Genomic DNA, 23985 nt, shown 5'->3' on the forward strand with positions numbered 1-23985 from the left:
ACGGCCATGACGGCCGTGACCTTCACCGCACCCGGGACGACGACCGCCGAGCACGAACTGGCCGCGCTCCAGCGCGAGCACGGCCGCCCCCTGTTCGCTCTGCTCCTCCGGCTCAGCGACGGGGACCGCCAGCGTGCCGAGGATCTCGTACAGGAGACGCTGGTACGGGCGTGGCAGCACCCCGAGGCGCTGCACGCCGCCGGGTTCGAGTCGGTGCGGCCCTGGCTGCTGACGGTCGCGCGACGGCTGGCCATCGACGCCCGGCGAGCGCGCCGGGCCCGGCCCGCGGAGATCGTGGACGAGGTCCCGGAGAACGCGCGCGTCACCGCTGACCACGCGGAGCGGGCCGCCGCCGCGCTCGACGTGCGGCAGGCCGTGAAGACTCTCACACCCGAGCACCGTGACGTCCTGATACTCGTGTACTTCCGCGGTGCGAGCGTGGCGGAGGCAGCCGAGATCCTGGGCATACCGGCCGGTACCGTGAAGTCCCGCGCCTATTACGCGCTCCGCGCCCTGCGCCGTGTGCTGCCCGGATACGCGACCGAAGCGCGCTGAAACCGGATGCCGGGTCAAGTCTCGGCAAAGCGCCTTGCCGTGACCGGTGCCGGGGCCATGAGCTGTCCTCATCCGTGTTCCGGGCGGGGGCCGGGTTCGGGCGACACGTACGCACGCACCGGAGGAAGGCAGGCAGGGATGCTCCACAGAGGTCACGAGAGCACGGGCGGCACCGGCGGCGGCGAACTCACCGTCCCCATGGCCTGGTTGTACGCCGAGTACATCGCCGACGAGCTGCTGCGCACCGGCGATCTGATGCCCCCCACGTCCTTCGAGTTCCGCGCGGGCCGCGATGCCCTCGCCCTCACCGTCTTCCTCTCCGACACCGACGGCGAGCTGTCCTGCGTCCGCGTGGTCTCCCACCTGGAGCACTGGCTCTCCCTGACGGCCTACGACCACCTCTGGCAGGACTGGGTCCACGACCGCCTGACGGCCCTGACGGCGGAGTCCCCCGGCAACTCCCCCGACCTGGCCCTGGCCACCTCCGCCTGGCGCTGGCTGGAAGAAACGGAACTCCTGGCGCCGGACCTGGACGCGGTCCCCGGCGGCGCGGGTTCCCTCGGTGAGGACGACGGGCCGAAGGTGTGGACACCGGCGTGGCGGCTGGGACTGCCGCTCGGGCACCTGGCGATCCATCTGTTCTGACCGACCGCGCCCGGGGCCGAGTCGGCCATTGCGGGCACCCCCGACTGGCCAGGGAACGGCGGGCGGGACCCCTTGACGACCGGTGCCATCGGCATCGGCGGCGTGGCCGTCGCCTTCGACGTACGCGGCCAGGGTCTCGCCCGCCGCGTCCTCGCCAGCGCCCTCACCCACGCCCGCACCCTCGGTCCCCACCACGCCCTCCTCTTCTGCCGCCCCCCCCTCGTCCCCTTCTACGAACACCTCGGCCGGCACGCCCTGACGGTGGACGTCCACGTCGAACAACCCGAGGGAACTGTTCTCATACCGCTCCGCACGGTGTGGACGCCGCCGCGCGAGGGTGCGGAGTGGCCGGACGGGGAGGTGCGGGTGTTGTCGTATCCGCTGTGAGCCGGTCGGCGTCCTTGGTCAAGAACTCGATCCCGTAGGGCTCCCGTTCGGGAAAGACGCTGGTTCTCCCGGCGCGTGCCGCCCTACGGTGACGCCATGAGCGATCACCCGGAAGCGCCTGTCGCGCCCGTCGCCGCCTACGAACCCCCTTACTACGCCGCCGTCTTCACCGCCGTACGCACCGCGAACCAGAGCGGCTACAGCGAGACCGGCGCCCGCATGGAAGACCTGGTGCGGTCCCTCCCGGGCTTCCTCGGCATGGACCACGCCCAGACCCCCGGCGGACTCTCCATCACCGTCGGCTACTTCCGCGACGCCGACGCCCTCACGCGGTGGCGCACCAACACCGAACACCGCACGGCCCAGCAACGCGGACGGGACGACTGGTACCAGAGCTACACGCTGCACGTGGCGAAGGTGGAACGAAGCCACGGCTTCACACGACCACAGGACTGAACACCGGACGGACAGTGGCTCGCCCGGGCCGAGGGGTTCGTCCTCCCCGAGATGGCCGGCTTCGGCGGGTCCCGCAGGTGGAGCAGTGTCTCCACCTGCGGTACCCGCGCTCCGTGCTCCTCCGCTGAGGGCCGTCCGGGCGGGCAACCCGCTTCCGTCGCCGTCGAGACCAGAATGTAACCAGCCATTTCCAGCAGACCAATCACCCGTGACAGACCCCCGCGACACCCTCTTCACGCCCCCTGACCAGCCCCTTCCCCCGCCCCTCGAAACGGGCCGGAAATCACACCAATCCACGTCCCCGACCGCTCCGAATCTCTTCGCCGTGATTCGTGGGTGAGGCTTGAGTGATTCGGCCGTGCTCTGCGTACGGATGGGTGCAACGAGTAACCCCCCACCCGCACCCACCGGCACGAGGTTTCGGCATGAGGTCCCTGGAAAGGCATCGCGACGTCGGCGCTTATGCGCTCGGCGTGCTGGACGAGGCGGATGCCTTCCGCTTCGAGGACCATCTCGTGGAGTGTCCCCAGTGCACGGCACAGGCGACCGAATTCGGCCCCACCGCACGGCAGTTGATGCTGTTCCGGCAGGCTACACCGCAGTTCGTGCCGCCACTCGCGCAGCCCGGACCCCGGATGCTGGAGCGGCTGCTCGGGGAGATCGGCGTACGGCGCAGAGCGCACCGTCGGCGGTTTCTGTACGGGCTCGCCGCCTCCGTCGTGCTGGCGGTCGCCGGTTCGGCGCTGGCGCTGCAGGTGGGGTCGAGTGCCGCGCCGGAAGCGAGAGTCACGGCGGCCACCGACCCCGGCACGGGCGTGTGGGCGCAGGTCACGGCCGAGGGGGCGGACTGGGGCAGCGGGCTGAGCGTGAAGGTGCGCGACTCCTCGGGACCGCACTCGTGCCGTCTGTTCGTCGTGGGGCGGGACGGTACGGAACAGGCGGTCGGCGGCTGGAACGTCGCGGCGCACGAGAGCGGGACGACCTCCACGACCGTCGGTTCCTCGATGAGCCCGGACGACATCGACCACTACGACGTACGCACCTCGGACGGACGCCGCCTGGTGACCCTCCCGGCCCGCTGAACGCCGCTGAGCCCCGCGAACCCCCGTACAGGAAGCCTCCGTTCACTTCAGCAGCCGCGACAGCCTCCGGTCCGCCAGCGGCTTCCCGCCCGTCTGGCACGTCGGGCAGTACTGCAGCGAGGAGTCGCTGAAGGAGACCTCGCGGATCGTGTCCCCGCACACCGGACACGGTTCGCCGGTCCGGCCGTGGACGCGCAGCCCGCTCTTCTTCTCCGCCTTCAGCCGCCCCGCGGCCAGGCCCCGCGACCGCTCCACCGCCTCCGTGAGGGTCGTGCGCAGCGCCTCGTGCAGCCGGGAGGTCTCCTCGGACGTCAGCGAGGCCGCCAGCTTGAACGGGGACATCTTCGCGGCGTGCAGGATCTCGTCGCTGTAGGCGTTGCCGACCCCGGCGATCAGCGACTGGTCCCGCAGCGCGCCCTTGAGCTGCCTGCGCTCGCCCTGGAGCAAGGAGGCGAGGCGCTCCTCGTCGAAGTCGTCGGCCAGCGGGTCGGGGCCGAGACGGGCGATGCCGGGCACCTCGGCCGGGTCGCGCACGACGTACACCGCGAGCCGCTTCTGCGTCCCCGCCTCGGTCAGGTCGAAGCCCTCGCCGGTGTCCAGGGCGACGCGCAGCGCCAGCGGCCCTTTGCCGGGGCGGGGCGGGCCGTCCGGAAGCCGGTCGCGCCACTGGAGCCAGCCCGCACGGGCCAGATGGGTGATCAGGTGGAGGCCGCTGCCGGTCTCCAGGTCGAGGAACTTGCCGTACCGGCGCACGGCGGTGATCTCCGCGCCCTCCAGGGCGGTGACCGGCGGGTCGTAGGTCTTCAGGACGCTGACGGCCACCGGCAGGACGCGCACCACCCGGCGTCCCGCCAGGCTCTCGGCGAGGAAGTCTCTGAGCGCTTCCACCTCGGGCAGTTCCGGCATACGTCCAGGGTGCCATCCGCCACCGACGGCGCCAGGCGGACACGTGCGGGAAACGGCGAGCGGGGGGGCGGACGTCAGCCCGTCCCGCCGCCCCGCTCCTCCCGCACCTCGAACTCGCACCACACGGCCTTCCCGCCGCCCCGCGACTCCACCCCCCACCGGTCCGCCAGCAGCTCGACCAGCAGCAGCCCCCGCCCGGACACCCCCTCCGCCTCCGCCTCCCGCCGCCGGGGCAGGGCACTGGAGGAGTCCTCGACCTCGACGCGGAGCCTGCGCTCAGGCCCGTCGAGCACCCGCAGGGTCACCGCTGCCGAGCCCTCCGTGTGCATCAGGACGTTGGTGACCAGTTCGTCGGTGACCAGCTCGATGTCGTCGGCGCGCTCGCGGGCGCCCCAGGCGCGTACGGCGGTACGGATCATGTGGCGGGCGCGGGAGAGTGCCTCGGGGTCACCGGGGGCGACATGGCGGCGCAGCCTGCCGCCCGCGAGCGGGGCGTCGGGGACGCGGCGCCGGAGCAGGAGCAGGGCCACGTCGTCCTCGCCGCCGCGTTCCTCGGCCATGCCGATCAGCCGCCCGGCGAGTTCGCGGACGTCGTGGGGTCCGGCGGCGACGGCGGAGGCGAGGGCGCGCATCCCCTCGTCCAGGTCCACGCCGGGCTGTTCGACCAGGCCGTCGGTGCACAGGACCAGGGTGCGGCCGGGGTCGAGTTCGAGCGTGGTGATCGGGTACTCCAGACGGCCGAACTCGGCGGAGAGGCCGAGCGGCAGCCCGCCCTCGACGCAGATGCGGCGGCAGGTCCCGTCGGAGTAGCGGAGCAACGGATCGAGATGGCCCGCGCGGACCATCTGGACGACGCCGGTGGAGAGGTCGGCCTGGGCGTAGAGGCAGGTCGCGAACCGGTCGGTGTCGAGTTCGTGCAGGAAGACGGAGGCGCGGGCCATCACCGCGGCCGGGGTGTGCCCCTCGGCGGCGTACGCGCGCAGCACGATCCTGAGCTGGCCCATGACGGCGGCAGCATGGGTGTCGTGGCCCTGGACGTCGCCGATGACCGCGCCGACCCGGCCCCCGGGCAGCGGGATGAGGTCGTACCAGTCGCCGCCGATGTCACGGCCGAGGGCCGCCGAGCGGTAGCGGACGGCGACCTCGGCGCCGCGCACACTGGGGATGGTGCGGGGCAGCATCGCCTGCTGGAGGTTCTGCGCGAGGTCCTTGTCCTGCTCGTAGAGCATGGCGCGCTGGAGGCTCTGCGCGATGCTGCTGCCGAGCGCGACGAGGACGGCGCGTTCCTCGGCGGAGAAGCCGCGCCGGTCGCTGTAGAGCAGGCCGAGGGCGCCGATGGGGCGGCCCTGGGCGATGAGCGGGAGGTAGGCGGCGGAGGTGATGTGCAGTCCGGTGAGGTGCGGCCAGAGGATGGGGTAGCCGTCGGCGAACTCCTCCGGGGACTCGATGAAGCGGGGGGCGAGGGTGCGGACGACCTCGCTCATCGGGTACTGCTCGTCGACCCGGGTGATCCGGGTGCCGGGCACGAAGCTCCCCGCCAGTCCCTCGGCGACCAGCCGGATGCGCCCGGCCTCCACCAGGCCCATGACCACGCTGGCCACGCCGAGGTGGCGGATGCCGTGGGTCTCCTTGAGCACGTCGATCACGTCGTGGACGCTGCGGGCGTGGGCGAGGGCCGCGGTGATGACCTGCACGACGTTGGTCTGGCGGCGGAACGCCTCGTCCCGCAGGGTGCGCGGCCCGTGCGCGGGGCTCTCGGCGAGTTCCCGGGTGGCGTCGCGGACGATGCCGACGACCCGGTGGGGGCGGCCCGTGCCGTCGCGGCGGATGGCGCCCTGGCTGTGGGTCCAGCGGTAGCTGCCGTCGCGGCGGCGGATGCGGAAGTAGGTGCCGTAGTGCTCGCTGCCGTCCTTGATGGCACGGGCGACGACGGCGTCGAGATGGGCGGCCTCGGGCGAGGGCACCCGGGCGGCCAGGGACTCCAGGCGGCCGTCGTACTCCTCGGGGAGCAGGTCGAAGACCTCGTGGGCGTGGGCATCCAGGTGGAAGAGACCCGCGTCCAGGTCCCAGTCGAAGGTGCCCATGCCGTTGAGCGCCAGGATCGTGTCCGGGTGGGCGGGCGAGTCCTCCGGGAGTGACAGGGCACTCGCTCCCCGTTCAGCCATGGAGCCACCTTGCCAGCAATCGGCGGATTCTTCGAGTGCGGCACAGGTGTCCGGTTAGCCGGGCCGGGGCGCGCGGTACATGGAGTGGCGGGCGTCGAGCGGCCGTGTCCGGAGCGGCCGCGCGGGAGGCGGGAGCGTCGTGGACTGGTTCACCGCACCGGGGTACTGGCTGAGCCGGCTGGTGTTCCAGCGGGCGCTGGCCGGGCTGTACCTCGTCGCCTTCCTGACCGCCGCCCTCCAGTTCCGGGCGCTGCTGGGCGAGCGCGGGATGACGCCGATCCCCCGGTATCTGGCGCGTACGCGCTTCCGCCGTTCCCCCAGCCTGTTCCATCTGCGCTACTCGGACCGCTTCTTCGCCGGGTGCGCGTGGGCGGGCTGCGCGGTGTCGGGGGCGCTGGTCGCGGGCGTGGACTCGCTGCTGCCGCTGTGGGCCGGGGTGCTGCTCTGGCTGGTGCCGTGGGCGCTGTATCTGTCGATCGTGAACGTCGGCCAGACCTGGTACGCGTTCGGCTGGGAGTCGCTGCTCCTGGAGGTCGGCTTCCTCGCGGCGTTTCTCGGCAACGACGAGGTGGCGCCCCCGATCGTGGTGCTGTTCCTGCTGCGCTGGGTGCTGTTCCGGGTGGAGTTCGGCGCCGGGTTGATCAAGATCCGCGGTGATCAGTGCTGGCGGGACCTGACCTGCCTGTACTACCACCACGAGACCCAGCCGATGCCGGGGCCGCTGAGCTGGTTCTTCCACCATCTGCCGAAACCGCTGCACCGGGTGGAGGTGGCCGCGAACCACTTCACCCAACTCGTCGTGCCCTTCCTGCTGTTCACCCCGCAGCCGATCGCCTCGGCCGCCGCCGCGCTGATGATCGTGACCCAGCTCTGGCTGGTGCTGTCCGGGAACTTCGCCTGGCTCAACTGGATCACCATCGTGCTCGCGTTCTCCGCGCTGCTCCTCCCCGCGGACGCGCCCTCGGTGCCGCCGGCGCCTCTCTGGTACGAGGTCCTGGTGCTGGCGGTCGGCGCGGGACTGCTCTTCCTGAGCCACCGCCCGGTGCTGAACATGGTCTCCCGCCGCCAGGTGATGAACCGCTCCTACGACCCGCTGCACCTGGTCAACACCTACGGCGCCTTCGGCGGCGTGGGCCGGGTGCGGTACGAGGTGATCGTCGAGGGCACCTACGACGATCCGCCCCGCGAGGACTCGGACTGGCGGGCGTACGAGTTCCGGGGCAAGCCGGGCGATCCAAGGCACTGGCCGCGTCAGTTCGCGCCCTACCATCTGCGCCTGGACTGGCTGATGTGGTTCGCCGCGCTGTCGCCGGGCTACGCCGGGGAGTGGTTCGGCGGTCTGGTGGAACGGCTCCTGGAGGGCGACCGGGCGACCCTGCGTCTGCTGCGCCGCTCCCCTTTCCCGCCCGAGGCGCCGCCCCGGCACGTCCGCGCGCGGCTCTTCCGCTACCGGTTCACCGACCGGCGGGAGCTGCGGGAGACGGGCGCGTGCTGGGAGCGCGCGTACGTGCGGGACTACCTGCCGCCGACCCGGCTCACGGGCAGCCGGTGACGTAGCGCCGGTGAAGAACCGCCGGGCTCTCGACGCGGGGCACCCGAGCGGGCAGAGTGACCCCGCGTACCCGGTGTCGGGTGCGCGGGACACGACGAGGAGCGTCCGTGAACGACTGGGCCGGCCGGAGCGCCGCCGAGATCGCCGCCGCAGTGCGCGAGAAGCGCGCCACCCCGCGCGAGGTGGTAGCCGACCATCTGGCGCGGATCGAACGGCTCGACGGGCGGGTGGGCGCCTTCCGCGCGGTGCGGGCCGAGGCCGCGCTCGCGGAGGCCGACGAGGTCGCGGCCCGGGGCGATCTGGACCGGCTCCCGCTGGCGGGCGTGCCGGTGGCGGTCAAGGACAATCTGTCGGTGCGCGGCGAGTCGGTGCGCAACGGCTCCGCCGCGACGCCGGACACCCCGGCCGCAGAGGACCATGTGACGGTGGCCCGGCTGCGGGCGGCGGGCGCGGTGGTCGTCGGTCTGACGAACGTGCCGGAGCTGTGCGTCTTCGGCACCTCCGAGAGCGTGTACGGCACCGCCCGCAACCCGTGGGACCTCACCCGCACGGCGGGCGGCTCCTCCGGGGGCAGCGCGGCCGCGGTGGCGGCGGGCATGGTGCCGCTCGCGGTGGGCAACGACGGCATGGGCTCGCTGCGCATCCCGGCCGCGCACTGCGGTCTGGTGACGCTGAAGCCGGGGCACGGGGTCGTCCCGGCCGGGATCGGCAACGGTGACTGGTTCGGGATGTCCGAGAACGGCCCCCTGGCCACCACGACCGAGGATCTGCGGCTGATGCTGTCGGTGCTCGCGGACACGGAGTTCACCGGCCCGGCCGAGCCCGGGCCGCGCCGCGTCGCGGTGGCGCTGCGCAGCCCGCTGGCCGGGATCCCCGTGAACGGTGCGTACACCGCCGCGGTGCGCCGCGCGGCTGAGCTGCTGGCCGGGGCGGGCCACACGGTCCGGCAGGACGAGCCGCCCTATCCGCTCGATCTCGGCGTGACCGCGATGCGCACCTGGACGGCGGGTACGGCGGTGGACGCGGCGGAGCTGGACCCGGCGCTGCTCGCCCCGCGCACCCGGGCACACGCCGCCGTCGGCCGCCGCTTCGTCGACTCGGCGCGGAAGGGGGACGCGCGGGAGCGGCTGCGGGCCCGCCTGGAGCCGTTCTTCGCGCGGCACGACGTGCTGCTGACCCCGGCGCTGGCCCGGCGCGGTCCGCAGGCCGCGCCCTGGCACGAGCGCGGTTGGGCGGCCAACCTTCTCGTGAACAGCGCCTGTTCACCCTTCACGCCGACCTGGAACCTGACCGGCTGGCCCGCGATGTCGGTGCCCTTCGGCAGGCTGTCCTCCTCGGGCGCCCCGTGCGCGGTGCAGTTGGTGGGGCGTCCGGGCAGCGAGCCCGTACTGCTGGCGGTGGCCGAGGAGTTGGAGCGGCTGCTGCCGTGGCCGCGTACGGCACCGCTGGAGTCGTAGGGCCCCTCTCAGAGCGGCCGGTACACGACGTGCGGGCCGACCCGGCCGTGCCGGGGGCGTGCGAAGGCTTCCGGGACCGTGCCGAGGACGGTGTGGCCGAGGGCGGTCCGGCGGCGGACGGCGGGGTCCCGGGCAGCGGCTGGGGGCTGTCCGCCGCGTCCGGTGGGGTCGGGGTCGACCCCGAAAGCGGCGTTGGCGATGTCCGCGGCGGGGCCGCCGTGGTTCGGGGCGCGGCAGGCGGAGCCGGTCACGGTTCCGTACGCGTACTCGGCGACGTGGACCCGGCGGGGCGGGGCGGTCCACAGTCGCCGGGCCGCTTCCTGGGTGGTGTCGGGGGCCCAGGTGGGGGTCTCCCCGGCGGCGACGATCCGGTGCCGGAACGGCCAGATCCGCGGCCGGTCGGCGGCCACGGCTTCTCTGATCCGCAGGGGCGCGGGTGTGTCACGCCCCTGCGGTCGCGACGGTCTGCCCGGGGTCAGTCCACGCTGGGCAGGATGTGCGGCTCGGCGAGGTCCTCCTCGTAGCCGGCCAGGCGGATCGGGGCGGAGCGGGCCCACACGTCGAGGCTGCCGAGTTCTCCGGGCCTGCGGCGGGTGCGCTCCGGTCGTTCGTCGGGGCCCTGTTCGCGATTCGTCTTCTCCGGTGTCACCGCGCACTCCTTGTGTGTCGAGTCGCCCCTCTCCGTTCAGGTTAACCAAATGAGCGGGGCTCCGCTCGACAGTGAGTGCAAACAAGACGTAAGCATTGTGGGTCGCCCGGACCTCAATACCCCACGATGTGTTGCGATTTCATGACACGCGCACCGCGTGACCGTCCGCCGGGTTCACCCACTCGGCCTACGGACCGTCACGCGGTGCCCGCGTGGTTTCACCACTTGCCGGGCGCGTAGTCCTTCATGAAGACGCCGTAGAGGTCGTCGCCCTGCTCGCCGCGCACGATCGGGTCGTATACACGCGCGGCGCCGTCGACCAGGTCGAGCGGGGCGTGGAAACCCTCCTCGGCGAGGCGCAGCTTGTCGAAGTGGGGGCGCTCGTCGGTGATCCAGCCGGTGTCGACCGAGGTCATCAGGATGCGGTCGGTGTCGAACATCTCCTGGCCGCTGGTGCGCGTCACCATGTTCATCGCGGCCTTGGCGGCGTTGGTGTTGGGGTGGCCCGCGCCCTTGTAGCCGCGGGCGAAGACGCCCTCCATGGCGGAGACGTTCACGACGTACGCCCGTCCGCTCGCCGCCTTCTTCGCGGCCTCGGCCATGCTCGGACGGAGCTTGCTGATCAGGATGAACGGCGCCGTGTAGTTGCACAACTGGGTCTCGAGCAGTTCCACCGGGGAGATCTGCTCGATGGTCTGCACCCAGGTGTTGGTGTCGACCACGTCGGGGAGCAGACCGCCCGCGTCGATGGCGGTGCCGTCGAGGTGCCGGGCGACGCTCGCGTTGCCCGCGACCAGCGCGAGGTCGGCGACCTTCTGGGCCTCGATGCCGCTGGTGCCCAGGGGCAGCGCGGCCAGACCGTCCACCGCGCCGGAGTTGAAGGCGCCGATGACGTGGTGGGCGGGCAGCTCGCCGGCGGGCAGCGGCGCGCTCTCGCCGTCGACCAGGGCGGCGTAGGCGGAGGGCAGCCGGCGCACGGTCTGGGTGGCGTTGTTGACGAGGATGTCCAGCGGGCCCGCGTCGGCGACCTGGTCGGCGAGGGCCACGGCCTGGGCGGGGTCGCGCAGGTCGATGCCGACGACCTCCAGGCGGTGCATCCAGTCCGCCGAGTCCTCCATCGCCTTGAAGCGGCGGATGGCGTCCTTGGGGAAGCGCGTGGTGATCGTGGTGTGCGCGCCGTCGCGCAGCAGGCGCAGCGCGATGTACATGCCGATCTTGGCGCGGCCGCCGGTGAGCAGGGCGCGCTTGCCGGTGAGGTCGGCGCGGGCGTCGCGCTTGCCGTGGTTCAGCCGCGCGCAGTCGGGACAGAGCTGGTGGTAGAAGTAGTCGACCTCGACGTAGCGGGTCTTGCAGGTGTAGCAGGAGCGCGGGCGCTGGAGTATGCCCGCGATGCGGCCCGCCTCGACCTTGGAGCTGGGCAGGATGCCCTCGGTCTCGTCGTCGATGCGCTCGGCGGAGCCGGTGGCGGTGGCCTCGGTGACGGCGCGGTCGTGCGCGGTCTTGGCGGCGCGGCGCTCCTGGCGGCGGCGCTGCTTGACCGTGCGGTAGATGTGCGAGGTGGCCCGGCGCACCGCGATCGCGTCGGGGTGGTCCACGTCGATGCGGTCCAGTTCCTCCAGCACGCTCAGGCAGACGGCCAGGCGCTCCGGGTCGATCCCCGGTCCGTGGACCACCTCGTCGACGGCCTCCGTGGACACCGAGCCCACGGACGCCGCGCCGTCCTCTGTCACCGTCATCGCGCTGCCGCTTTCCCTGATCACCCGAGCGGCACCGGACTGGCGCACGCTGTCGAACGGGGAATTTTACGGAGCGCCCGGCCCCGGAACCAAACCCGTGGCCGGACCGGTGACCCATATCTCCCGGGCCGTGCTCAGCAGACCTCGCAGGCGGCGATCAGCGCGGCCGTCTCGTCCGTGAGCGAGCGGGCGAGAAGGTCCAGGTCGGGCACCGCGCGGGCGTCCGCGACCAGGCCGTAGTGGACGCGTCCCCGGTAGGTCGAGATGGCGACGGCGAGGGACTGGCCCGGAGCGAGCGGGGCGAGCGGATAGACCTCCGCCAGCTGGTGGCCGCCGAGCTTCAGTCCGATGCCGGGCAACGGCACGCTGGTGACGAGGATGTCGAACCAGAGCCGGGCGGCCTGGCCGACCAGCGGGCCGCCGATCCGGTGCCCCAGCGCGGGCACGTGGTCCGCGAGCAGGGCGACGGCTCCGGCGCCCCGGTGGGGGCCCGCGTCCTTGTTGCGCAGCATCGCGGTGCGCACGGAGTCCAGGCGGCCCAGCGGATCGGGGTCGCCGACCGGAAGCGGCATCAGGTACCCGGAGAGCCGGTTGCCCTGCGGGTGGGCGGTGCGCGGACGGCGCCGGGAGACGGGGATGAGCGCGCGCGGCGCGACGCCCTCGCTGCCGTCGCCACGCTCGTCCAGCCAGCGGCGCAGCGCACCGGCGACGACGGCGATCAGCACGTCGTTGACGGTGCCGCCGACGCTCTTGCGGATGCGGTGCACGTCGTCGATGTCGAGGACGGTTCCGGAGATCCGGCGGGTGCCGCTGGGCGCGGAGGTCAGCGCGGGGGTGGGCCGCATCCCGAGGGTGGAGCGGGCCAGGGATGCGCCGATGTCCAGGGCCCGGCCCACGTCGGACAGGGTGTCCTTGACCAGCCCCGGGACGCGTCCGGGCAGCGCGCGCATCTCGGAGAGCAGCCCGCGCGGCGGCTCGGCGGGGCGCGGGGCGCGCTCGGGCAGCTCGACGGGGTCGAGGAGACCGGCCGCGAGCTTCAGCGCGCGCAGACCGTCGGCGAGGGCGTGGTGGAACTTGAACAGTACGGCGAAGGACACGCCGTCCTCGCCGGGCAGCACGTGCGCCTCCCACGGCGGCCGGCCGCGCCCGAGCGGGCGCTGCATGAGCCGTCCCGCCATGGCGTGGAAGTCGGCGGTCGGCGCGTGCAGCCGTACGTGGTCGAGGGGGTCGAAGTCCGGGACCTCCTCGCGGGTGGCGCCGCCGAAGGCGAGGGGCTGCCACACGTCGCGGATCCGCATCCGCAGCCCGGGCACGGCGGCGGCGCGCGCTGCGAGCAGGTCGGCGGCGTGCGCGCCCGCGGTCGGCGAGTGCGTGGCGAAGATCCCGAGGGCGCCCAGGTGCATCGGGTGCCGGTCGGACTCCATGTTCCAGAAGGCGAGGTCGAGTGGAGCGAGCAGGTCGGAAGTCAAGGGTGTGCCTCGCGTCGTCGACGGGTGGTTGTGTGCAGTCAATCCCCGAACCCTGATTACGGTCAAGTGCGATCACGTTACGCTCAGTTAACAGCAGATAAAGTCTCGCCCCCGGTGAGGGGGCGGGACTCCTCAGACCGCGAGGTCACCTCAGTACCGGGGGCGCCGCGCCGGGCTTCGTGCCCCACCCGGACGGGCGCGGGCCGACAGTGAACGCCAGCGTGCGCAGGGAGCGCAGGGAGCGCGTCGACAGCCAGGTCCGCTGGTGCGCGGTGCCGTCCGTGCGGACGCCCTGGACGTAGCGGGCGTCGGCCGTGGTGCCCGGCGCGGTGACGGTCAGGGCGCCCTTCGGCCAGTAGCGGCGGTCCAGGGTGAGGTCGACCCGGTCGAAGACGGGGGTGGACAGGCCCCAGGTGTCGTAGCCGGGCTGGACCGGGAAGATCCCGATCGAGGAGAGCACCATCCAGGCGGACATCGTGCCGAGGTCGTCGTTGCCGGTCATGCCGGTCGGGGTGTCGGTGAAGAGGGTCAGCGCGGCGTGCACCACGTCGGTGGTCTTCCAGGGCTGCCCGGTGGAGAGATAGGTGTAGGGGGCGATCAGGTCGGTCTCGTTCTGCGGGTTGTAGGTCGCGGCGTTGTAGTAGTCGTACGGATCGCCGTGCACCCACACCGTGCGGGCGGTGCCCTCGGGGTCGGCGAGCAGCCGGTCGTAGGCGAAGAAGGAGTCCAGACGCTTCCCGGCCGCCTGCGGGCCGCCGATCAGGTCGATCACGCCGGGCAGGTCCTGCGGCACGAGCCACTGGTACTGCCAGGCGGTGCCCTCGTGGAAGCCGGTGCCCCGGGCCGGGTCGGCCGGTCCGGTGAAGGCGCCGGAGGCGTCACGGGCGCGGAAGAAGCCGGTCGACGGGTCGAAGACGTTGCGGTAGTTGCGGGCGCGGACGGCGTAGCGCGCCGCGTCCTCCGGGTGGCCGAGGCCGCGCGCCATCTGGGCCAGCATGGCGTCCGCGAGGGCGTACTCCAGGGTCGCGGAGGCGCCGAAGTGGTAGTCGGAGTCGCCCATCTTGGCGTAGGGGCGCCCCTGGACGTACGGCGCGAAGCCCTGGGCCAGGTACTCCCTGTTGGCCTCGCGTCCGACGCCCGGATAGGCGGCCGGGGGCACGCCGTCGGCGTTCTTCCTCAGCGCCCTGTACGCCCGCTCCTCGAAGCCCTTGAGCAGGCCCATCCGGTAGGCGGTGGTGAGGAACGGGGTCACCGGGTCGCCGGTCATGATGTTCGTCTCGACCGTGCCGTAGCCCCACTTGGGCAGCCAGCCGCCGTCCTCGTCGATCCGCACCACCGAGCGCGCCATGTCGCGGGCCTCGCGCGGGGCGAGCAGGGCGAGGAGCTGGGCCTGGGTGCGGTACGTGTCCCACAGGGACCAGTTCTGGTAGTAGGTGAAGCCGTCGGCGTGGTGGGGCCTTTGATCCCAGCCGGTGTAGCGGCCGTCGGCGTCGTCGCCGATGTTGGGCGCCAGGAACGAGCGGTAGAGCGAGGAGTAGAAGGTACGGCGCAGGGTCTCCTCGCCGCCGCCGACGTGGACGGTGCCGAGCCGCCGTTCCCAGTCCGCGCGGGCCCGGCGCCGCACGTCGTCGAAGGACCGGCCGCCCTCCGCGCGCAGGTTGACGGCCGCGCCGCGTGCGTCCACGTAGGAGAGCGCGGTGGTCGCCTCGACGGTGCGGTCCTCGGTGGTGTCGAAGCGGACGTACGCCCCGCCCGTCCCGGTCTTCGCGCCGTCGCTGACCGTGGAGCCGGTCCAGGTGCCGTGGGCGGTGAAGGGGCGGCTGAAGCGGGTGATCGTGTAGACGGCGTACGGCCCGGTGTCGCGGCAGAAGCCGTGACCGCCGATCCGGGTGCGGACGGTGCGGTCGTCCAGGATCTCGACCTCGCTGCCGCCGGGCTTGTGCAGCGACTGGGCCGCGTTGAGCAGGACGTTGGCCTTGGTGGTGGCCGGGAAGGTGTAGCGCTGGACGCCGGTGCGGGCGGTCGCGGTCAGCTCGGCCTCGATGCCGGAGTCGAGGCCGACGCGGTAGTAGCCGGGGCTCGCCTCCTCGTCGGCGTGGCGGAACCCGGCGGCGTAGCGGGCGTAGTCGGTGGTGGTGACGTCACCGGTGGTGGGCAGCACGGGCAGGTCGCCGCCGATCTTGCAGCCGACGCCGGAGAGATGGACCAGGGAGAAGCCCCGGACGCGGCTTTGCCCGTAGTCGTAGCCGGTGCTGTGGCCGGTGTCCGGGGAGAGCTGGACCATGCCGAAGGGCACGGTGGCGCCGGGGAACGTGTTGCCCTCGTTGCGGCTCCCGATGAAGGGGTTGACGAGGTCGGTGAGGGGGCCGTCGGCCCGCGCCGCGTTGTCCGTGGCGGCGTCCGCGACGGGGCTCGCGGTGGGGTTGGCGGCCAGCGCGGACGCTGCCAGCACTGCGGCCAGGCACAGGCGGGTGCGCCGGGTCCGTCTCATGGATGGCCTTTCGGGGTTCGACGTCGTTGCCTGCATCGTGCGGGTCGGACGACGTGAACCCGGGCATCCCGGGCGGAACGTGTCGGCGCGTCGCGAAGCCGCTCACGGGAACGGCCTCGCCCGGAGCGCCGGTCAGGACACGAGCTGTCCCTTCCCCAGCGCGATGACCCCGCCCTTGGAGACCGTGTACAGCTCGGCGTCCCGGTCCGGGTTGACCCCGATGGTCGCGCCCGGCGGAACCTCCACGTTCTTGTCGAGCACGGCGCCCCGCACCACCGCGCCCCGGCCGACGCGCACGTTGTCGTGCAGCACCGAGCCCTGGACGACCGCGCCCGGGTCGATCCGCACTCCCGGCGAGAGCACCGAGCGGGTGACCTGGCCCCGGATCAGGCAGCCCGCGCTGATGATGGACTCGCTCGCGATGCCGCCCGCGTTGAAGCGGGCCGGGGAGAGCTGGCCGGAGTGGGTGTAGATGGGCCACTGCCGGTTGTAGAGGTTGAACGCCGGGCGCTCGGCGATCAGGTCCATGTGGGCGTCGTAGTAGGCGTCGAGGGTGCCCACGTCCCGCCAGTAGCCCTGGTCGCGGCTGGTCTCGCCGGGCACGTGGTTGTCACCGAAGTCGTAGAGCTGGGCCTCGCCCCGGCCGGTGAGCTGGGGCAGGATCGAGCCGCCCATGTCGTGCACGGACTCCTCGTCCTCCGCGTCCCGCTGGAGCGCCTCGATGAGGACCTTGGTGGTGAAGATGTAGTTGCCCATGGAGGCGAACACCGAGGTGGGGTCGTCGGCCAGGCCCGGCGGGTCGGCGGGCTTCTCCAGGAAGCGCTGGACCGTACGGCCGTCCGAGCCCGGGGTGATCACGCCGAAGGACGAGGACTCCGCCCGGGGCACCCGGATGCCGGCCACCGTGACGCCCGCGCCGCCCTCGATGTGCTGGCGCAGCATCTGGCGCGGGTCCATGCGGTAGACGTGGTCGGCACCGAACACCGCGACGTACTCGGGCTGTTCGTCGTGGACCAGGTTCAGCGACTGCAGGAGCGCGTCGGCGCTGCCCAGGTACCAGCGCGGGCCGAGCCGCTGCTGCGCGGGGACCGGGGTGACGTAGTTGCCGAGCAGGCTGGACATCCGCCAGGTGGTCGTGACGTGCCGGTCCAGTGAGTGCGACTTGTACTGGGTGAGCACGCAGATGCGCAGCACGTCGGCGTTGACCAGGTTGGACAGCACGAAGTCGACCAGCCGGTAGGTGCCGCCGAAGGTGACCGCCGGTTTGGCGCGGTCCGTGGTCAGCGGCATCAGCCGCTTGCCCTCCCCGCCCGCCAGGACGATCCCGAGTACCGAAGGTCCCCCTCGCCGCATGGCCACTCCCCTCACCGTGGATGAACCCATGGATGCCCCCGACCCCGGGGGACTAAGCCTGCGCGAGGATCTCCTCGTACAGCGCCACCGTGCGCCGGGCCACCGCGTCCCAGCCGAACTCCGTCGTCGCACGCAGCCGTCCGGCCTCCCCCATGCGGGCGCCCGCCGCCGGATCGGCGAGCACGGCGTCCAGGGCGCGGGCGAGGTTCGTCTCGAACTCCCCGTCCACGTCGACCAGTAGACCCGTGCGCCCGTCGTCCACGACCTCCGGGATGCCGCCGGTCCGGGAGGCGACCACGGGCGTGCCGCAGGCCATGGCCTCCAGGTTGACGATACCGAGGGGCTCGTAGACGGACGGGCAGACGAACACGGCCGCGCGGGTGAGGAGTTGGATGACGTCGGTGCGCGGCAGCATCTGCGGGATCCACAGCACGCCCGCGCGCTCCGCGCTCACCTCCTGGTACAGCTCGCGGAACTCCCGGTCGATCTCGGGGGTGTCGGGCGCCCCCGCGCAGAGCACCACCTGCACACCGGGGTCGATCCGCTTCACCGCGCGCAGCAGTTGGGGCACGCCCTTCTGACGGGTGATCCGGCCGACGAAGAGGACGTAGGGCCGCTCGGGGTCGACTCCGTTGCGCAGCAGGGCTTCTGTGCCCGTGTCGGGGCGGTACAGGGCGGTGTCGATGCCGTTGTGGATCACGTGGACGCGGGCCGGGTCGAGCGCCGGATAGCAGGCGAGGATGTCGTCGCGCATGGCGCCGGAGACGGCGATGACGGCGTCCGCAGCCTCGATCGCGGTGCGCTCGGCCCAGCCCGACAGGGCGTATCCGCCGCCGAGTTGCTCTGCCTTCCAGGGGCGCAGCGGCTCCAGCGAGTGGGCGGTCACCACGTGCGGAACGCCGTAGAGCAGCTTGGCGAGGTGACCTGCGAGGTTGGCGTACCAGGTGTGCGAGTGGACCAGGTCGCGGCCCTCCAGGGCGGCGGTCATGGAGAGGTCCACGGAGAAGGTGCGCAGCGCGTCGTTGGCGCCGTCCAGGGCGGGACAGGGGCGGTGGCGTACGACCCCGGTGCTGCGGCCCTCGCCCCAGCAGTGCGTCTCCAGGTCCACCAGGCGGGACAACTCCCGTGCCAGGAACTCGACATGGACGCCCGCGCCGCCGTACACGTCCGGGGGGAACTCCCGGGTCAGCAGTCCCACTCGCACCGGACAACCCCCTGGACTCGGCGGCAGGTTCCCTCATGGTCACCCAGAAGCGGCGCGCGGGGAAGAGCCCGGGGCCCGTGTGAAGCAGCAGTCTCCGCAGACCCCGCCACCGGGGACGCGGTAGTAGAGGCAGCAGCTACGGCGCCGGAAGGCCGTACCGGCGCGCACTCCGGTGGCGTGCAGCGGAGGCCGGGCGAACAGGGCGTCCGTGAGGGCGGCGGTGCGCTCGGCCACGTCGCCACGGCCGTTCGCCCGTGCCCACCGCCCGAGTTGGCGCGCGGCTCCCACGAGCGCCGAGGCCGCGTTGCCCCAGAGCAGCCCGGCCGCGATCCCGTACCGGTCCCTCAGGGTGTCCCCCAGGGGAACGAGGTGAACGCGCAGGACGGCGTCCGCGAGCGTGTCCGCGTCCCCGGGCAGCGGGCGTACGGCGGTGAGCCACAGGTCGTCCGGGGCGCTCGCCGTGGGGTCCCAGCGGAGCGGTCCCAGGTCGGGGACCTCGCCGTACAGCGCGGCGCAGGCCAGCGCGGGCGACCACAGCCGGGCGGCGAGACCCTGCTGGGCGATGGAGGCGCGGACACGGGGCTCGGTGACGCGGAGGCGGTCGCCTACGAGGGTCACGCGGGCGTCCAGGGCGTCGAGTTGAACGCCGGGGACGGCCGTTCCGTACACCTCCGTGAGGAGCTGCCCGGGCGCGCGGGCACCGTCCGGGGGCGTGCGCAGGGCGAAGAAGCCGCCGAGCGGGCGCAGTGCGGTGAGTTCGGGATCGAGGGCCACGTCCGCACTTGTATCAGGGCCGGATCGGGGTCGGACATCAGGGCGGAGTCAGGGCGGGGCGGACGAAGTCACCCGCCTCGGGGATGATCGGGAGGCTTTCGTACTCCATCGGCAGTAGGACGCATCGCGTGCTCAGGGACGACGACTTGGGGCGCGCGGGGCGGGCAGAGTTACGCCCATGGAAGCCGACCGCGCACCGCGCCGGGCCCAGGGGGCCCTTTTTCGAGGGAGCCGTAGATGAGCGCCCTCGCGCTGTCCGTCCTGCTGTCGTTCGTGTCCGCCGTGGCGTACGCGGGCGGCGCCCTCGCGCAGGAGCGGGTCGCGGTGTCCTGCCCGGACGCCCGGTTCCTGCCGCTGCGCCGGGCCGGCTGGTGGGCGGCGATCGGGCTGAACGGGCTCGGCGCCGTGCTGCACGTCGTCGCGCTCGCCTACGGCCCGCTGAGCCTGGTCCAGCCGCTGGGCGCGCTGACCATCGTTTTCGCGCTGCCGATGGCGGTGCTGCTCGTGGGCCGTCCGACAGGGGCGGCCGCCTGGCGCGGCGCGGTGATGGCGACGGCGGGGCTCGCGGGGCTGCTCGCCCTGGTCGGCTCGGCCGAGGCGCACAACCTGGACCCCGCCCGCCGTACGGCCGTCGCGCTGGTCGCGGGCGGAGTGGTCGTGGCGCTCATGGTGGCGGGCCGGGCCGCGCACCGCAGTCCGGCGGTGCGCGGGGTGTTCCTCGCGGCGGGCGCCGGTACGGCCTTCGGCATGGGGTCGGTGTTCACGAAGACGGTCGCCGCCGACTGGAGCGACGGGCCCGGTCTCGGGGACCTGTCCTCGCTGACGCTGATCGGCGTGTTCTCGGCGGCGGGCGTGCTGCTCTCGCAGGCGGCCTACCGGGGCGGCGGCCTGGCCGCGCCGCTGGCCACGCTGACCGTGATCAACCCGGTGCTGGCGGCGGTCGTCGGCATCCTGATGTTCGGCGAGACGTTCCGCCACGGCACGACGGGCACGGTGCTCGCGCTGGCCTGCGGGGCGGTGACGGCGGGCGGACTGATCCTGCTGACGACGGAGCGGCCGGAGGCTGACGCGGAGGTGCCCGCGGCGCGCGCCGGACTGTCCGACGCGCGCGCCGAGGGGCTGCCTCCGGTGGATGCTGCGCTGGACGCGGTGAAGGTGCTGCCCGGACCCCGGCGCGCCGAGGCGCTCGTACCGGACGTGCAGGCCGTACGCGGACCTGAGGGGCGCGCCGCCTGAACGTCGTACGACGGGCAGGGTGACCGTCGGGCCCGGCCGCAACGGCCGGGCCGCGCTCAGGGCTTGACGCCGTGTGCCCTGAGGAAGGCGAGCGGGTCGACGTCCGAGCCGAAGCCGGGGCCGGTCCGCACCTCGAAGTGCAGATGCGGGCCCGTCACGTTGCCGGTCGCGCCGGAGCGGCCGACGCGCTGCCCCATGGCCACGTTCTGCCCGGCCCGCACGGAGATCGCGGAGAGGTGGGCGTACTGCGTGTAGCGGCCGTCGGCGTGCCGGATGACCACCTGGTAGCCGTACGATCCGCCCCAGCCCGCCGACACCACGTGCCCGGCGCCCGCCGCCTTGACCGAGGTGCCGGTGGGCACCAGGAAGTCGACGCCCGTGTGGTAGCCCTTCGACCAGTAGGAGCCGCCCGCCCGGTACCCGGTGCCGATGGGGGCGCTGACCGGGGCCATGAACCCGCTCGCGGAGGCGGGGTGGGCGGCGGTCTTGTGGGTGGGGGCCTGGCGCGTGGGCGCCTTGTGCGCGGGGGTCTTGTGCGCGGGGGTCTTGTGTTCCGGCGCGGTCTTCTCGCGGGCGGGCTTGGTCTCGGGGGTCGACGCGTGGGCGGCCGTACCCGCGCCGGGCCGCAGGCTGAGCCGCTGCCCCGGCAGGATCAGGTCGGGATCGGAGCCGATGACCGACCGGTTGCCCGAGTACAGCCCGCGCCAGCCGCCGCGCACCTCGTGCTCGTCGGCGATGCCGGAGAGGGTGTCGCCGTGCACGACCGTGTACATCTCGGCGCGTCCGGCGCGGGACTGGGGGATGGTCTGCGGGCTCACGTCGTGCGCCTTCTCGCTCCGCGCGGGGCGGGTGGCGGCGCTGTCGGCGTGGGACGCGGCGGTGCGGGACGTGGCCGCCTCGGTGTGGTCCGGTGCCGGGGCTCCGCCCCTGGTGAGCCCCGCCCGTACCGAACAGACCGGCCACGCGCCCGGACCCTGCCCGTCGAGGACCTTCTCGGCGACGGCGATCTGCTGCTCGCGGGCGGCCAGGTCGGCGCGGGGTGCGTAGCGGGTGCCGCCGTACGCCTCCCAGGTGGAGCGGGTGAACTGGAGACCGCCGTAGAAGCCGTTGCCCGTGTTGATGCTCCAGTTGCCGCTGGACTCGCAGGCGGCGACCTTGTTCCAGGTGGAGGGCGCGGCCGCGTCGGCGGTGCCGGCGGCGACCAGCGGGATCGCGAGTCCGGCGCCTCCCGCCGTGACGGTGAGCGAGGCCCGGTTGATCCTGCTGGGCTGATACCGGCGATGCCGGCCGCGTACGGCCATCTCCGCAATCCCCTCGACATGTGTCAGGAGGGGCAAAAGTAAGGGCGGGGCACAGGCCGTCACAAGAGGGGAATCCGGCCGAAGTCGGAGGACGATTCGCCCCTTAGGTTTGGATTCCTGATGGGGTGAAAGAAGCCGCCTGTCAGGGCACGGCGAGGCTGTCGGCAGCGGATTTCGCCCTACGCTCCCGTGAAGTGAGCCGAGGAGCGCCTCCCGTCCGTAAACATGCGTGGCGGGCCGGATGTGCGCTCGCCGGGGCGGCGCGACAGGATGGGCCGCGAGGCCCGCACCGACGGAGCCGCACACGACGATGGCAGCTAGGGAGCAGGCGGTATGAGCAGTTCAGCGCAGATCGGCGTCACCGGCCTCGCGGTCATGGGCCGCAACCTCGCACGGAACTTCGCGCGCAACGGCTACACGGTCGCCGTGCACAACCGCACGGCGTCGAAGACGCGCGAGCTGGTGGAGGAGTTCGGCGGCGAGGGCGAGTTCGTCCCGGCCGAGACCGCGAAGGAGTTCGTGGAGGCCCTTGAGCGCCCGCGCCGCCTGGTCGTCATGGTGAAGGCCGGTGCGCCCACGGACGCGGTGATCGAGGAGTTCGCGCCGCTCCTGGAGCCCGGCGACATGATCATCGACGGTGGCAACGCGCACTTCGCGGACACCCGGCGCCGGGAGCGGGAACTGCGCGAGCAGGGCATCCACTTCGTCGGCACGGGCATCTCCGGCGGCGAGGAGGGCGCGCTCCACGGCCCGAGCATCATGCCGGGCGGTTCGGTGGAGTCGTACGCCTCGCTGGGCCCGATGCTGGAGAAGATCTCCGCGAAGGCGCACGACGGCGCGCCCTGTGTGACGCACGTGGGCCCCGACGGCGCCGGGCACTTCGTGAAGATGGTGCACAACGGCATCGAGTACGCCGACATGCAGCTCATCGGTGAGGCGTACCAGTTGCTGCGCGACGTCGCCGGGTACTCCCCCGCCGAGATCGCGGACATCTTCCGCACCTGGAACACCGGCCGCCTGGACTCCTACCTGATCGAGATCACCGCCGAGGTGCTGTCCCACGTGGACGCGGAGACCGGCAAGCCCTTCGTGGACGTGGTGGTCGACCAGGCCGAGCAGAAGGGCACCGGCCGCTGGACCGTGCAGATCGCCCTCGACCTCGGCGTGCCGGTCTCCGCCATCGCCGAGGCCGTCTTCGCCCGCTCCGTCTCCGGCCACGCGGAGCTGCGCGAGGCCTCCCGGCACCTCGCCGGCCCCTCCCCCCGCACCCTCGGCAAGGACGAGGCGGCGGCCTTCGCCGACCAGGTCGAACAGGCGCTCTACGCCTCCAAGATCGTCTCCTACACCCAGGGCTTCCACGAGATCGCCGCCGGCAGCGCGGAGTACGACTGGGACATCGACCTCGGCAAGGTCGCCGCCATCTGGCGCGGCGGCTGCATCATCCGCGCCGCCTTCCTCGACCGCATCACCCAGGCCTACGAAGCCCAGCCTCAGCTCCCCAGCCTCCTGGCCGACAAGGGCTTCGCCGACGAGATCGCCGCCGCCCAGGACGACTGGCGCAGCGTCATCGCCACCGCCGTCACCCAGGGCGTCCCCACCCCCGCCTTCGCCGCCACCCTCGCCTACTACGACTCCCTGCGCGCCCCCCGCCTCCCCGCCGCCCTCACCCAGGGCCAGCGCGACTACTTCGGCGCCCACACCTACCACCGCACCGACCGCGACGGCACCTTCCACACCCTCTGGGGCGGCGACCGCACCGAAATCACCGCCTGACAGCCACGAGCACACCCCAAAACGGACCCTCACGAGCTCCACTCGCCGAACGACACGAAGGCTCGGGACGGACAGCCTCCACCCCGAGCCTTCGTCGCACGGACCTCGTGGCCGGGGCTGGACACCTCGCGGCCGGGTACGGGAAAGCCGCGCGCGGCCGGGGACCATCACCTCGGGCGGCGGCCCGCGCGCGGCGTCGGCGTCCGCCGCTACAGCAGCAGGTCGAACACCGCGGTCACGCCCTCCCAGTGGCTGGTCTGCGGATTCTTGACGTCCGGATACATGATTTTGAACGTCTCGGCGAGGGCGACGCTGAGACCGCCGATGATCTCCGGGTAGCGTTCTTCGGTCTCCTGAGTGGGTGTCCTGTCGAGTGGAGGGTGCGAGGCGAGCTGTTCCAGGATCGGCTTCAGCTCGACCTCCTCGTCGAGCCGCCGGAACCGGTGGATGCTCTCCTGGAGTCCCTTCGTGATCGGAAGGTCCCACGGTTCGACGGTGTCCCTGCCGTTGGCCTTGGCCGACGCCTGGGCGACGACCAGGAGGTCGTAGAGCTTGGCGTCGACGAAGTCGCCGTAGCGCTTCAGGTCGTTCTTGTCGACGTCGAGGCTTGCGGCGGCGCGGAAGAACCTCTCGAACCTCGACACACCCATCACGGTCATGCCTCTCGCCTCCTCACCGGGAACGGACGGCGTGGTTCGCTCCCGCCCGCGCCGCCAACGGCTGTTACCCGGTCGAGATTCGCAGAGCTCCCCGCCGAGCACCTCCGCACCCCAGGCCGAAAAGGAGCAGCCCCT

21 protein-coding genes are annotated in these 23985 nt (G+C 72.7%); 9 read left to right on the forward strand and 12 right to left on the reverse strand.

Annotated elements, in window-relative coordinates; translation table 11 throughout:
• Positions 1-6 precede the first annotated feature (6 nt).
• The 5 genes from ACWEEU_RS21650 to ACWEEU_RS21670 all read left to right on the forward strand — a co-directional run bounded on the left by ACWEEU_RS21650 (position 7) and on the right by ACWEEU_RS21670 (position 3125).
• The gene (locus ACWEEU_RS21650; protein ID WP_385746983.1) at positions 7-555 is read left to right on the forward strand and encodes a sigma-70 family RNA polymerase sigma factor; all 549 of its coding nucleotides are present in this window, start codon (positions 7-9) and stop codon (positions 553-555) included.
• Between the two features lie 138 nt (positions 556-693).
• Positions 694-1200: a hypothetical protein gene (locus ACWEEU_RS21655; RefSeq protein ID WP_385746985.1), complete on the forward strand. Its 507-nt coding sequence runs from the start codon at positions 694-696 to the stop codon at positions 1198-1200.
• A 72-nt stretch (positions 1201-1272) separates the two neighbouring features.
• Entirely contained in the window at positions 1273-1587 is a 315-nt protein-coding gene (locus ACWEEU_RS21660; protein ID WP_451734321.1) for a GNAT family N-acetyltransferase, read from the forward strand.
• Positions 1588-1683: 96 nt separating this feature from the next.
• On the forward strand, positions 1684-2043 hold the full coding sequence (locus ACWEEU_RS21665) for an antibiotic biosynthesis monooxygenase family protein (RefSeq protein WP_385746987.1): 360 nt from the start codon (positions 1684-1686) through the stop codon (positions 2041-2043).
• A gap of 425 nt (positions 2044-2468) precedes the next feature.
• The gene (locus ACWEEU_RS21670; protein ID WP_451734323.1) at positions 2469-3125 is read left to right on the forward strand and encodes an anti-sigma factor family protein; all 657 of its coding nucleotides are present in this window, start codon (positions 2469-2471) and stop codon (positions 3123-3125) included.
• Positions 3126-3167: 42 nt separating this feature from the next.
• Here the strand turns inward: ACWEEU_RS21670 and ACWEEU_RS21675 are convergent, their stop codons facing one another.
• Positions 3168-4031 carry an Fpg/Nei family DNA glycosylase gene (locus ACWEEU_RS21675; protein ID WP_451734325.1) on the reverse strand — a complete coding sequence of 288 codons (864 nt, stop codon included), beginning with the start codon at positions 4029-4031 and terminating at the stop codon, positions 3168-3170.
• A gap of 74 nt (positions 4032-4105) precedes the next feature.
• Entirely contained in the window at positions 4106-6196 is a 2091-nt protein-coding gene (locus ACWEEU_RS21680; RefSeq protein WP_451734327.1) for a SpoIIE family protein phosphatase, read from the reverse strand.
• Between the two features lie 139 nt (positions 6197-6335).
• On the opposite strand from ACWEEU_RS21680, the gene ACWEEU_RS21685 reads away from it, so the two are divergent.
• Together ACWEEU_RS21685 and ACWEEU_RS21690 are read left to right on the forward strand one after the other, a co-directional pair.
• Positions 6336-7748 carry a lipase maturation factor family protein gene (locus ACWEEU_RS21685; protein ID WP_451734329.1) on the forward strand — a complete coding sequence of 471 codons (1413 nt, stop codon included), beginning with the start codon at positions 6336-6338 and terminating at the stop codon, positions 7746-7748.
• A 107-nt stretch (positions 7749-7855) separates the two neighbouring features.
• Positions 7856-9205 (forward strand): amidase, encoded by a 1350-nt coding sequence (locus tag ACWEEU_RS21690; RefSeq protein WP_451734331.1) that lies wholly within the window; start codon positions 7856-7858, stop codon positions 9203-9205.
• 8 nt (positions 9206-9213) lie between these two features.
• Here the strand turns inward: ACWEEU_RS21690 and ACWEEU_RS21695 are convergent, their stop codons facing one another.
• The 8 genes from ACWEEU_RS21695 to ACWEEU_RS21730 all read right to left on the reverse strand — a co-directional run bounded on the left by ACWEEU_RS21695 (position 9214) and on the right by ACWEEU_RS21730 (position 18881).
• Entirely contained in the window at positions 9214-9633 is a 420-nt protein-coding gene (locus ACWEEU_RS21695; protein ID WP_451734514.1) for an N-acetyltransferase family protein, read from the reverse strand.
• A 47-nt stretch (positions 9634-9680) separates the two neighbouring features.
• Positions 9681-9854, reverse strand: a complete 174-nt coding sequence (locus ACWEEU_RS21700) for a hypothetical protein (RefSeq protein WP_356094114.1) — start codon at positions 9852-9854, stop codon at positions 9681-9683.
• A gap of 218 nt (positions 9855-10072) precedes the next feature.
• Positions 10073-11590, reverse strand: coding sequence for an SDR family NAD(P)-dependent oxidoreductase (locus tag ACWEEU_RS21705; protein ID WP_385746999.1), 1518 nt, complete (start codon positions 11588-11590; stop codon positions 10073-10075).
• Between the two features lie 134 nt (positions 11591-11724).
• Entirely contained in the window at positions 11725-13059 is a 1335-nt protein-coding gene (locus ACWEEU_RS21710; protein WP_385747001.1) for a wax ester/triacylglycerol synthase family O-acyltransferase, read from the reverse strand.
• Between the two features lie 145 nt (positions 13060-13204).
• Positions 13205-15550 carry a GH92 family glycosyl hydrolase gene (locus ACWEEU_RS21715; protein ID WP_451734334.1) on the reverse strand — a complete coding sequence of 782 codons (2346 nt, stop codon included), beginning with the start codon at positions 15548-15550 and terminating at the stop codon, positions 13205-13207.
• Positions 15551-15682: 132 nt separating this feature from the next.
• Positions 15683-16903, reverse strand: a complete 1221-nt coding sequence (glgC, locus tag ACWEEU_RS21720; RefSeq protein WP_385751038.1) for a glucose-1-phosphate adenylyltransferase — start codon at positions 16901-16903, stop codon at positions 15683-15685.
• Positions 16904-16955: 52 nt separating this feature from the next.
• Entirely contained in the window at positions 16956-18107 is a 1152-nt protein-coding gene (gene glgA, locus ACWEEU_RS21725) for a glycogen synthase (RefSeq protein WP_451734336.1), read from the reverse strand.
• A gap of 39 nt (positions 18108-18146) precedes the next feature.
• Complete coding sequence (locus ACWEEU_RS21730; RefSeq protein WP_451734338.1) at positions 18147-18881, reverse strand: (2Fe-2S)-binding protein; 735 nt, start codon at positions 18879-18881, stop codon at positions 18147-18149.
• A gap of 237 nt (positions 18882-19118) precedes the next feature.
• Here ACWEEU_RS21730 and ACWEEU_RS21735 point away from each other — a divergent pair, with 237 nt between their 5' ends.
• Positions 19119-20117: a DMT family transporter gene (locus ACWEEU_RS21735; RefSeq protein ID WP_451734340.1), complete on the forward strand. Its 999-nt coding sequence runs from the start codon at positions 19119-19121 to the stop codon at positions 20115-20117.
• Between the two features lie 56 nt (positions 20118-20173).
• Here ACWEEU_RS21735 and ACWEEU_RS21740 read toward each other — a convergent pair whose 3' ends face one another.
• Positions 20174-21418 (reverse strand): transglycosylase family protein, encoded by a 1245-nt coding sequence (locus ACWEEU_RS21740; protein ID WP_451734342.1) that lies wholly within the window; start codon positions 21416-21418, stop codon positions 20174-20176.
• Between the two features lie 333 nt (positions 21419-21751).
• Here ACWEEU_RS21740 and gndA point away from each other — a divergent pair, with 333 nt between their 5' ends.
• Complete coding sequence (gene gndA, locus ACWEEU_RS21745; protein ID WP_451734344.1) at positions 21752-23191, forward strand: NADP-dependent phosphogluconate dehydrogenase; 1440 nt, start codon at positions 21752-21754, stop codon at positions 23189-23191.
• A 209-nt stretch (positions 23192-23400) separates the two neighbouring features.
• Here gndA and ACWEEU_RS21750 read toward each other — a convergent pair whose 3' ends face one another.
• Positions 23401-23850: a DUF1931 family protein gene (locus ACWEEU_RS21750; protein WP_385740948.1), complete on the reverse strand. Its 450-nt coding sequence runs from the start codon at positions 23848-23850 to the stop codon at positions 23401-23403.
• Between the last annotated feature and the right edge of the window lie 135 nt (positions 23851-23985).

Source organism: Streptomyces sp. NPDC005004, from assembly GCF_053600675.1.